Below are 9,341 nucleotides of genomic sequence, written 5' to 3' on the forward strand. Positions count from 1 at the left end.
GCCCGCTCACGCAGCCACCCCCACGACCGGCGCGTCCGCGTTGGTACCGGGGCGTCCGGCGCGGCGTCCGGCGAGCGTGGCGAACAGCCGGACCACACCCGCCCGGCGGGATCCGGCGCGAGCCTGTTTGGCCGCGTACATGGCTTCGTCCGCCCGGCGCAGCAGGGTGGAGAGGTCCTCGCCGGGGAAGTCCGCGGCGCGCACCCATCCGAGCGAGACGGTGGTGCGGACGGCGGGGTCCTGCCCGTCGACCGCGCGGGCGAGCACGTGGTGCAGGACCGGCAGCACGCCCGCGGCCATGTCGTGGTCGTCGATCAGGACGGCGGCGAACTCGTCACCCCCGAGACGGCCGGCCACACCGGACGGGCCGGTGTAGTGGGCGAGGCGTTCGGCGGTCGCCTTCAACAGGGCGTCCCCGGCCGCGTGCCCGTAGGCGTCGTTGATGTGCTTGAAGCGGTCGACGTCGGCGAGGACGACGACCGCCCGCGGGTCCTTCAACAGCGCGGTGGCGCGGTGGGTGAAGCCGTCGCGGGTGACCAGCCCGGTGAGCGGGTCACGCCGCGCGGTGTTCAGCCGGGCGTACAGCCACCGGGCGTGTACCGCCCAGCCGACGGCCAGAGGCAGCACGGACAGCAGGATCGTGACCAGGGCGTTCACGCGGCCACCCCCTCGGCAGCACCGACCCCGGCCGGTACGGCGCCGGAGTCGACGAATTGCGGTGCGGTGTTCTGCTCCCGGTCGGCGAGCAGGGCGTCACGCACCTGCCGGGCCGGGACGGAACCGCAGTGCAGCGCCTTGCGCAGCGTCTCGCCGTTGATCTGGCTGTCGGGCCAGTCGGCCGTGACCGTGCGCGCTTCGGCGAGCAGCTCGGCAGGCGTGCGCTGCGCGGAAGCGGTCTTGCCCTTGTTCCGGGGCTTGGCGGTCCGCGTTCGCGGCGGCTTGGGAGCCTCGCTCTTGGGCTCCATCGGCTCCGGTTCCGGCTGCGGGGTGGGGGCGACCGGGGTGGAGTCGGCGGCGGGGGTGAGTTCGCCCATCCGCAGCATCACCCGCTCGCGCCGTGGTGTCTTCCACCGCCAGCGCCAGCCGTAGCGCTCGTGCAGGTCCGCACGGGCCAACAGCCGGTCCCGCTCGCAGCCGAGCGCCAGACTGTAGGACGTGACCTCCCACAGCGTCATCCGGCGCCAGAGGGTGAAGGTGGACAGCGGGGCGAGCAGCCAGCGGGAGAACCTGATCTTCTCCATCCTGCGGCCGGTTGCGGCGCCGATGCGGACGGCGTAGACGTGTGCGCCGATCTCGGAAAACACCACCCACAGCAGCGGCATCGTGCCGTGCGCCACCTTCGCCCACAGCCCGTGACCCGCAGCCACGTTCAGCCCGCAGGTGACCAGCGTGAGTATCCAGGGCACGAACCGCACCCACGCCAACGCCATGTCCATCCGGATCAACAGCAGGTTGGCCACGGTGAACACCGGAATGGCGGTGTCGATCCCGACCGGCAGCATCCACGGGGAGCTGAACCCCCACCGCGCGGCAGCTGCCGACACGGCGTCGAAGGAGGAGATCAGACCGAGCGCGCCGACCCCGGCAGCGGCGAGGGCGCCGGTACCGGCGAGCCCCATTTCCGGGCGGGTCAGTGGTGGCACCGCCGGACGCACATCGGTCTGTGTCGTTTCGGCGCTGGTCATTCCGTCACCCCCAGGCGGCGGTTCTCGGCACGGCTGCGCTGGTTCGGCCGGGTGCGCGGGGCACCCTCGTACCAGGCGAACGGCGGGATGCCGTCCGCGGCCTTGAACACACGGATGGCGGCGCCCGCCGGCGCGTCGGGCAGGGCGTAGACCCTGCCGCGCTCCAACGACGCCAGCAGCCGGGCCCAGTGGTGCTCGCAGCCGTCCGCCCCGGCGTTGTAGGGGTCCAGCACGGTCACGACGGCCGGACCGACGCACGGCGTGGGGTCGTCGGGGTGAGCGGCCGGGCAACGGGCGGTGCCGGTCATGCCGCACCCCCGGCCGTCGCAGGGTTGACCAGACCGGTCAGGGCGGCGATGTCGTCACCGCTGAGCACGGTGTGCTCGTTCATGGCGTGGGCGACGGTGCGGATCTCGCGCCACAGATGGGCGACCTTGCGGCGGGCGATGCCCCGCACCATTCCCCACGACTTCCCGCCCTCCGGGGCGTGGTCGGCCCCGAGCCGGTAGCCGAACTGGGCGAGGACGTCGACGGCGTGGTCACGGTCGTGGTCGGAGGCACACGCCGCAGCACGCGCCGGCGTCCACAGCCCGGCCACCATCAGATAGGTGACGTGGGCGATCTCCCCGGCAGCTGCCTGAGCGGCGAAGTGCCAGGGAGAGGTGCCCTGCGCTTGCCAGGCCGTGTTGCCCGTCAGCCGCATCCGGCCCGGCTCCCACTGCCATACGATCACCTCAGACGAGATCACCCGCATGCCGTAGGCCATGGACAACACCGCGTGCCCCGCCTCATGGAAGGCGATGCCGAGACGGGCCTGTTCGTAGGACAGCGCGATGTCGACGAACGGCCGGGGCCGTCCGCTGTGGTCGTTCAGCACGTGCGGGGCGAGAGACGCGGCCGTCACGCGGCATCGCCGCTCAACTCGCCGTTGACCAGCGCCCGCCGGACGGCCAGCACCCGGCGCTGCGCACGGCGCACCCGCCGCACGCTCAGTTCGTCGGGGTGGTTGTTCAGGGTCTTGATCAGCGCGTCGATCCGCTTGACGTCCGCCTCGATGGCGGGCCACTCGTTCTGGATCGCGTCCAGTTCCGCGGCCGTCGGCTCGCGGTCGTCGCCGTCGGCGGTAACATCCGCCTGATCAGCACCGATGTGCTTCATGGGTCGTGGTTCTCCTATGCAGGGGGAACGGCCCGAACGCGGTCCCCGGGTGGCACCCCGGGGACCGCTCGCCGTTGCAGGTGAAGCCGCGTACGACACGCGGCGCGACCGCAGATCAGCGGCCGGAGCGCCCCCGCCGGGAGTCGAACCCGGCGTTACGACCATCGGGGCGGATCGATCAGCGGCCGGTCACCACAGGTACGGGTGCGGGCCGCGAGGACGCTGCGGAAGGGGTTCCTTCGTCTTCTCGTGCTCGGAGCCGGCCATCAACGGCCGCCCCGGCCACGGGCGTTGTCCTGGCTGCGCTTGTTCGCTTCAGCGGCTTTCCGGGCCAGTTCGGCCCGTTCCGCGTCTGTCAGACTGGTGACCACAGGTGCCTCCACCTCAGGTGCCTGTACGCGGTCCCTCGGGGGGCAACCCGGGGGACCGTTCTGATTCCTCATCAAACGGGCAGGGCACCGACACGACGGCCGATGTCCTGCCCGCATGACGAGTGACGGGGAAGCCCGTCACTGTCGTCCGCGGTTCCGTACGCGCCTTACGCTCCTTCGCTTGGTCGGCGCGCGGTCACCGCGGTCCCTCAGTCGTCACTCGCTGAGTGGATCGCCCATCCCTTGCGGGTGTCATGGACCGGGTGCAGCCCAACCACCGGGGTCCCCGCGATCCGGTCCCTGGGTCCACGCCCGAGGGTCAGACCAACGGCTTAGCCGATGACACCGATCACTCCGTGAAGACGACGGACTTTTACGTCTCCCCTGCCGCTCGAACCGCGTGAAAGCAGGTCCGGCGGGGTCTTACGCACCGCGAATGGGATGCGATCCCCGTCATCTGGTGCGCACCAGAAGGTTGGCATCTGGTGCGCACCAGAGTCAAGGTGGTTCGCCAATCTGGTTGGCGATCCCTTGTCGCGGTGCATCTCCAGAAGACCCTTCAAGTGGGGGTTGCCGGTAGCCAATAGGGCTTAACTTCCGGCCTGTTAACCCCTGTTGACCTGCGACGATGTGAGGCACCATGGATGGAGCGGTGATCGGTGGCAACGTCGGGTGGTGGCCTGTGAGTTCAGGACTTCGGAGCGCGCGGACGGCGCGTGGCTGGTCTCAGGAGCGACTGGTTCGCGAGGTCGAGCAGTACGCCCGGCAGAACCTTGCTGACGTGGCCTCAACCGCGAGTTTGCGGGTGTACGTGTCCGAGTGGGAGAACGGCAAGCGCTCGATCTCGGACCGGTACGCGGGCATCCTGCGCAAGCTTCTCGGTGTCACCGACGCGGAGCTGAGGGATGCCCCCGGTACGCCGGTGACTCCGGTGGCAGACGGTTATGACGACCTGCTCAGCAGGATCGATTCAGCCACCAGCGTCAGTGAGTCCATGGTGAGCGCGTTCAACGCTCAGACAGAGTTGCTTCGCACGATGGACCGCCAGATGGGTGCGGCTGGTCTCGTCGACCAGATGACGGGGCATCTCTCGGCTCTTGAGGAAGCGCTGAACTTTGCCGTGCTGCCAGCTGCGCGCCGCCCTCTGGCGGTTGCGCTCGCCGGAGCGTCGACCCTTGCCGCATGGCAGGCAATCGACTCAGGGGCGGTCGAGCGAGCATGGCGGCATTACGAACTCGCAAAGCGTGCCGCGCGGGAAGCTGAGGCTCCGATGTATCTCGCGCACGCCATGGGAGAACAGGCGTACGTGCTCTGTGAGGCGGGGCGGCCGGCGCTCGGAGTCGAGTTGGTTCGCGACGCTCAGCGAACCCTGGGGAATGATGGATCGCCCCGGCTTTGGGCATGGCTACGTGCGACAGAAGCGGAACTCTGCGCCCATGCTGGAATGGTCGACGATTGCCACCGTGCCTTGGAAAAGGCAATGGAGTGCATACCCGACGGGCTTGAGGATCGTGACCCGGATATGCTCAGCATTTTTCTCAATGGCTCGCATCTCACCCGATGGCATGGCAACGTTCTCGGCCTACTCGGGGACGCGGGAGCCGTAACCAGCCTCTATGACGCCTTGAAGGTAATGGACCCCACCTTTGTGCGGGCGCGAGCCGGCTTGCACACCGACTTGGCTCAGGCTCATCTGGCGCGAGCCGAGTATGACGACGCGCAGAACCACCTGAGGCAGGCTCGATTGCTGGCGAGCCGCACCGGTTCGGTGCGGCAGCGCCGACGTGTTGATCTGCTCAGCGAGCGGCTGTGACGCCCTTGCCGCGAGTCGCAAGGATGTGGAGCAGGGCAACCAGAGTTCCGGACCCCAGCAATTCGCCGCGCGCCATGAGTCCCGGAATATCGGCCAAGGGGACCCATTCGATATGGCCGGCTTCTTCGAGGTCCGTCGGTGAGCCGACCTTTTCCGCGCCGTACGCGATGAAGATTTCGTGTGGCGAGTCCACCATGCCCACCATGGGCTGATAGGTGACGACGTGCTCAACGGGATTCGGTCGCCAACCCGTTTCCTCTACGACTTCCCTCAATGCGGTTTCTGCCGGTTCTTCCCCCGCGTCCACGATGCCGCCGGGTAGTTCCCAACCGAATCGCTGCGGGACGAACCGATACCGCCACATCATGAGTACACGGTCCTGGTCGTCGACCACCGCCGTAATCGCCACATGTTGAAGCTTCACCACGTGGTGCTCGAACCGCTCGACTCCGGGCGGTTCAACGTCCCACAGTTGAAGCTTGACCCATTGGTTGTCGTACAGGTCGCGTTCGCCATGGATCTGCCACGGCTCAAGCCCCTCGGGCGTCTTCACCGTCACGGCACCGGGAACTCGGTACGAACTGCGGCCGTGAACCTCCAGCGCGCCCTCAGACACCAGACGGGCGAGTACCTGCCGCAGCGCTGTTCGGCCTATGCCGAGTTCCTCGGTCAGGGTGCGTTCGGACGGGAACTTGTCGCCGGCGGTGTACTGCCCGGAGGCGAGCCGTTCGCGAAGCGTCTCGTAGACCTTGGTCGTCTTCGGTCCCATGCGCGGAGCACTCCCCGTTCTGCCGTGGTGCGTACCAGCGTAGCGGCCATGGGTCACGCTTCCCCCGGTCCTTCCGCGTGCGGATTTTTCAAGATCAGGACGAGACGTGGACGGGATGTGGCTACCCCTTTCTAAGGTGGTGAGAAACCCCAGGTCAGACGGCATGCCTAGGCGCGATCTTGAGAGGACTGTAAATCTGCCGGCTCAGCCTTCCCAGGTTCGAATCCTGGCGCCGCCACGCTGAGAGCGAAGGGCCCGTCACCTACCTAAGCAGTAGGTGACGGGCCCTTCGCCGTTCTCTTCACCTCCGCCTCCACATCGTTGCGGGCCTTCCCCTCGTCCTTGGCGTACTCGGTCACCGCGGACTGGACGTCGCGGGCGAGGTCGCGCCAGGCGCGCCAGGCCGTTTCGTAGGTGTCGGTCTGGAGTTCCGACCAGGGGGCGGCCGTGGGCGCGCCGTACGCGTCCCGCAGCTCTTCGACCCTCGCGTGTGCCTCGTCGGCCGCGCGTTGCTTCTGCACGAGTTCCTCGAAGGTATGTGCCACGTATACGGATGCTAGGTAGGCGGCGGCGCTTCCGCGCGGCGAGCGGGGCGCGTCCTGCCCGGGGGTACCCGCGTGGCCCACTGGGGCAGACTGGCCCCATGTCCAGCGTGTCCAGCCGTCGTAGAACGTGCCCCGAGTGCCGTCGCGAGATCGCCGTCGTCGCCGGACGGTTCGCCCGGCATGACCCACCGGGGGCGCGGGGGACCGGGGATCTCGTCTCCTGCCCGGGCTCACGCAGGCCGGCGCAACTGGGCGCAGTCCAGCCGTCGTTGGACGGGTACGCGGTCCCGGAGTTCCCCGGCCAGCTGCCCCTCTTCTAGCGCACGTCCAGCGCGCCCTGCCGAGGGGCCTTCCGGCGGCCGTTCGGTGGCCGTTCGGCGGCCTCCCTCAGTTCCCCGCCACCGCCTTCACCGCCACCGACACCGGCGCCGAGCCGCTGATCAGCTCCAGGGTCAGGCCGGACGTCGCCGGGGTCTCCAGCAGTTCCGTCAGTACGGCGGCTACGTCGTCGCGAGGGACGGGACCGCGGCCCGTACGGGCCTCCAGGCGGACCAGACCGGTGCCGGCGTCGTCCGTGAGCGCCCCGGGTCGCAGGATCGTCCAATCGAGGGAGTCCAGGCCCTGCACGTGCGCGTCCGCATCGCCCTTGGCGCGCAGGTAGACGTCGAAGACCTCGTCGCCCTCGTGGGCGGGGTTCGCGCCCATGGACGACACGACGACGAAGCGCCGTACGCCCGCGCGGACCGCCGCGTCCGCGAACAGCACCGCCGCGCCCTTGTCCACGGTGTCCTTGCGGGTCACCCCGCTGCCCGGTCCCGCGCCCGCCGCGAACACCGCCGCGTCCGCGCCCCGCAGCCGCTCCGCGACCTGCTCGACGGTCGCCGACTCCAGGTCGAGGACGATCGGTTCGGCGCCGGCCGCCCGCAGGTCGTCGCCCTGCTCGGCCTTGCGGATGATCCCCGCGACCTCGTACCCGCGCGCGGCGAGCAGACGCTCCAGCCGCAGCGCGATCTGACCATGACCACCAGCGATGACAATGCGCATGCCTTCGACCGTACGCCCGGACAGCCGCATCCGCCGCACGACTTCGGCCGGCCCTCGACGCGCCCTCCAGACACTTCCGCCACCCGCCCCGCCTGCGTCGCGCCGGCCCCAACTCGCAGCACGACCGCCGCGTTACGGGAGCTCCCCACGCTCCCCTCGCTCGCCCCGCTCCCTCCGCTCGCCCCGCTTCCCCTGTCGCGGCAGTCCCAGCTCAGTCGCTGTCGCTGTCGCTGTCGCTGTCGCGGTCGCAGTCCCGGTCGCGCTCCCGCTCGCCGAGTTGCAGTACTCGCGGACCGCGCTCGTGCGGGCCACCACGCGGCCCCGGTGGATCACGATCCGGCTGTACGCCAGTGACAGCGCGCTTGCCAGCCGGTCGCCCCGGACGGCCAGCAGGTCGGCCGGGAAGCCCGCCTCCACGCGGACCTCGGGCAGGCCCAGGGCGGCACGCGCGTGCGTGCTCACCGCGTCGTAGGCGTCCTCGGGACGCAGACCGTGGCGCGAGGCGAGGAGGTAGGCCGCCTCCAGGGGGTCGCCGCGGCCCACCGGGTTGGAGACGTCCCGCAGCGCCCCGCTGCCCGCCGCCACCCGCACCCCGGCCGCGCGCAGCAGCCGTACGGGCGCCGTGCCCCGGTGCTCGACGGCCCGGCAGCCGCCCTGGGGGAGGCAGACGACCGTCACGCCCGCCGCGGCCAGCTGGTCGGCGGTGCGGCCGGCCGTCTCGGCGGGCAGCCGGTCGAGGCCGCCGCAGGGGCTGAGGGCGACGCCGGGACGCAGCCCGCCGACCACCGCGGCCAGGCGGGCGAGCCGGGCGGGGTCGGTGGCGTCGGTGTGCAGGTCGACCGGGCAGCCGTGTTCGGCGGCGACCTCGAGCACGGCCTCCACGTAACCGGTGGGGTCGGGGTCCAGGTCCGGGCAGCCGCCCACCGCCGAGGCGCCCATCTTCAGCGCGTCCCGCAACATGGCGAGGCCGTCCGCCCCGGCCGCTCCGGTCAGCACCCGGGGCATCGCCACGGCCGTCAGCTCGGCGAGCCCGTGCAGCGAACGCCGGGCCCGCAGGACCGCGGTCAGCGCGCCGAGCCCCTGGACGTCGCCCACGCGCACGTGTGCGCGCAGCGCCGTCGCGCCATGGCCCAGTTGCAGCAGCACGGCCTCCGTGGCACGGCGCTGGACGTCCTCGGGGGCGTACGAGACGGGACCGTCGGCGTCGGCCGTGAGCGCCGTGTCGGCGTGCGCGTGCGGCTCCGCGGGGGCCGGGAGCAGGAGGTAGCCGCCGAGGTCCACGCGCGCGCCGCCGCGGACCGGACCGGCCGCCAGGCTGCCGGCCGTGCCGACCGCCTCGATGCGCCCGTGGCCCAGCCGTACGTCCACGGTCCGGCCGTCCGTGAGCCGGGCCCCGCACAGCAGGAGGGCGGCCGGGTCCGGCGAGCCTCCCGGGGTGCCGGACGAGGACGACCACGACGGGGGCGGCTGCGGCTGGCTGTCGGGCATCGCGCTCCCGGGGCTCGGCGACGGTCCACTGCGAGATCGGGCGGGCCACGCGGGGGACGCAAGATCACACAGAGTGAGTCGAGCCTAGGGCGGCGGTTCGGCGCGAGCGGGGAGGAGCGCAATAGTCGTACCGCTGTGGTCAGCCGTGCTGGAGGGGCTCGGGAGACCGCCGGGACCTTGGGAAATCGGGCCTGGGGACGGCCCTGGAGGGCCTTGCCAAACGGATTTGGGTGAACGGCTGCGGACCGTGTAATGTCTTCATCGCTCGCCCCAATAGCTCAGTCGGCAGAGCGTCTCCATGGTAAGGAGAAGGTCTACGGTTCGATTCCGTATTGGGGCTCTGGTGGGTGAGGTTCCCGTCGCGAGGCGGGGCCCGATCTCATCAAAGCGGTGTAGCTCAGTCGGTAGAGCAAGCGGCTCATAATCGCTGTGTCACCGGTTCAAGTCCGGTCACCGCTACTGACAGTA

General features: G+C 70.4%; 11 protein-coding genes and 2 tRNA genes. 4 read left to right on the forward strand and 9 right to left on the reverse strand.

Annotated elements, in window-relative coordinates; genetic code table 11:
• Nucleotides 1-6: 6 nt before the first annotated feature.
• From ACWCPF_RS00980 to ACWCPF_RS01000, 5 genes are read right to left on the reverse strand one after another with little or no spacing between them, the layout of a single operon-like run.
• Nucleotides 7-657: a GGDEF domain-containing protein gene (locus tag ACWCPF_RS00980; RefSeq protein WP_451042842.1), complete on the reverse strand. Its 651-nt coding sequence runs from the start codon at nucleotides 655-657 to the stop codon at nucleotides 7-9.
• The gene (locus tag ACWCPF_RS00985; RefSeq protein ID WP_451042843.1) at nucleotides 654-1,685 is read right to left on the reverse strand and encodes a DUF2637 domain-containing protein; all 1,032 of its coding nucleotides are present in this window, start codon (nucleotides 1,683-1,685) and stop codon (nucleotides 654-656) included. The genes ACWCPF_RS00980 and ACWCPF_RS00985 overlap by 4 nt, the downstream gene beginning before the upstream one ends.
• A complete protein-coding gene (locus tag ACWCPF_RS00990; protein WP_451042844.1) occupies nucleotides 1,682-1,993 on the reverse strand; it encodes a hypothetical protein in 312 nt (103 codons plus the stop codon). The genes ACWCPF_RS00985 and ACWCPF_RS00990 overlap by 4 nt, the downstream gene beginning before the upstream one ends.
• Nucleotides 1,990-2,589 (reverse strand): hypothetical protein, encoded by a 600-nt coding sequence (locus ACWCPF_RS00995; protein WP_451042845.1) that lies wholly within the window; start codon nucleotides 2,587-2,589, stop codon nucleotides 1,990-1,992. Before ACWCPF_RS00995 ends, ACWCPF_RS00990 begins: the two co-directional genes overlap by 4 nt.
• Complete coding sequence (locus tag ACWCPF_RS01000) at nucleotides 2,586-2,843, reverse strand: DUF6284 family protein (protein ID WP_451042846.1); 258 nt, start codon at nucleotides 2,841-2,843, stop codon at nucleotides 2,586-2,588. Before ACWCPF_RS01000 ends, ACWCPF_RS00995 begins: the two co-directional genes overlap by 4 nt.
• Nucleotides 2,844-4,019: 1,176 nt before the next feature.
• On the opposite strand from ACWCPF_RS01000, the gene ACWCPF_RS01005 reads away from it, so the two are divergent.
• On the forward strand, nucleotides 4,020-5,027 hold the full coding sequence (locus ACWCPF_RS01005; protein ID WP_451043107.1) for an XRE family transcriptional regulator: 1,008 nt from the start codon (nucleotides 4,020-4,022) through the stop codon (nucleotides 5,025-5,027).
• Here the strand turns inward: ACWCPF_RS01005 and ACWCPF_RS01010 are convergent.
• Together ACWCPF_RS01010 and ACWCPF_RS01015 are read right to left on the reverse strand one after the other, a co-directional pair.
• Nucleotides 5,011-5,796, reverse strand: a complete 786-nt coding sequence (locus ACWCPF_RS01010) for an NUDIX domain-containing protein (RefSeq protein WP_451042847.1) — start codon at nucleotides 5,794-5,796, stop codon at nucleotides 5,011-5,013. The genes ACWCPF_RS01005 and ACWCPF_RS01010 overlap by 17 nt on opposite strands.
• A gap of 266 nt (nucleotides 5,797-6,062) precedes the next feature.
• Nucleotides 6,063-6,341: a hypothetical protein gene (locus ACWCPF_RS01015; RefSeq protein ID WP_358800749.1), complete on the reverse strand. Its 279-nt coding sequence runs from the start codon at nucleotides 6,339-6,341 to the stop codon at nucleotides 6,063-6,065.
• Nucleotides 6,342-6,439: 98 nt separating this feature from the next.
• Between ACWCPF_RS01015 and ACWCPF_RS01020 the strand changes: the two genes are divergently transcribed.
• Nucleotides 6,440-6,661, forward strand: a complete 222-nt coding sequence (locus ACWCPF_RS01020; RefSeq protein WP_451042848.1) for a hypothetical protein — start codon at nucleotides 6,440-6,442, stop codon at nucleotides 6,659-6,661.
• Nucleotides 6,662-6,728: 67 nt separating this feature from the next.
• On the opposite strand, the gene ACWCPF_RS01025 is transcribed toward ACWCPF_RS01020, so the two are convergent.
• Together ACWCPF_RS01025 and ACWCPF_RS01030 are read right to left on the reverse strand one after the other, a co-directional pair.
• Complete coding sequence (locus ACWCPF_RS01025; RefSeq protein ID WP_451042849.1) at nucleotides 6,729-7,385, reverse strand: SDR family oxidoreductase; 657 nt, start codon at nucleotides 7,383-7,385, stop codon at nucleotides 6,729-6,731.
• Between the two features lie 132 nt (nucleotides 7,386-7,517).
• Complete coding sequence (locus ACWCPF_RS01030; RefSeq protein WP_451042850.1) at nucleotides 7,518-8,873, reverse strand: hydrolase; 1,356 nt, start codon at nucleotides 8,871-8,873, stop codon at nucleotides 7,518-7,520.
• Nucleotides 8,874-9,140: 267 nt separating this feature from the next.
• Here ACWCPF_RS01030 and ACWCPF_RS01035 point away from each other — a divergent pair.
• Together ACWCPF_RS01035 and ACWCPF_RS01040 are read left to right on the forward strand one after the other, a co-directional pair.
• Nucleotides 9,141-9,213: transfer RNA gene (locus ACWCPF_RS01035), tRNA-Thr, on the forward strand.
• Between the two features lie 46 nt (nucleotides 9,214-9,259).
• Nucleotides 9,260-9,332 (forward strand) — tRNA-Met (locus ACWCPF_RS01040).
• Nucleotides 9,333-9,341: the final 9 nt, after the last annotated feature.

Source organism: Streptomyces sp. NPDC001858 (genome assembly GCF_053594615.1).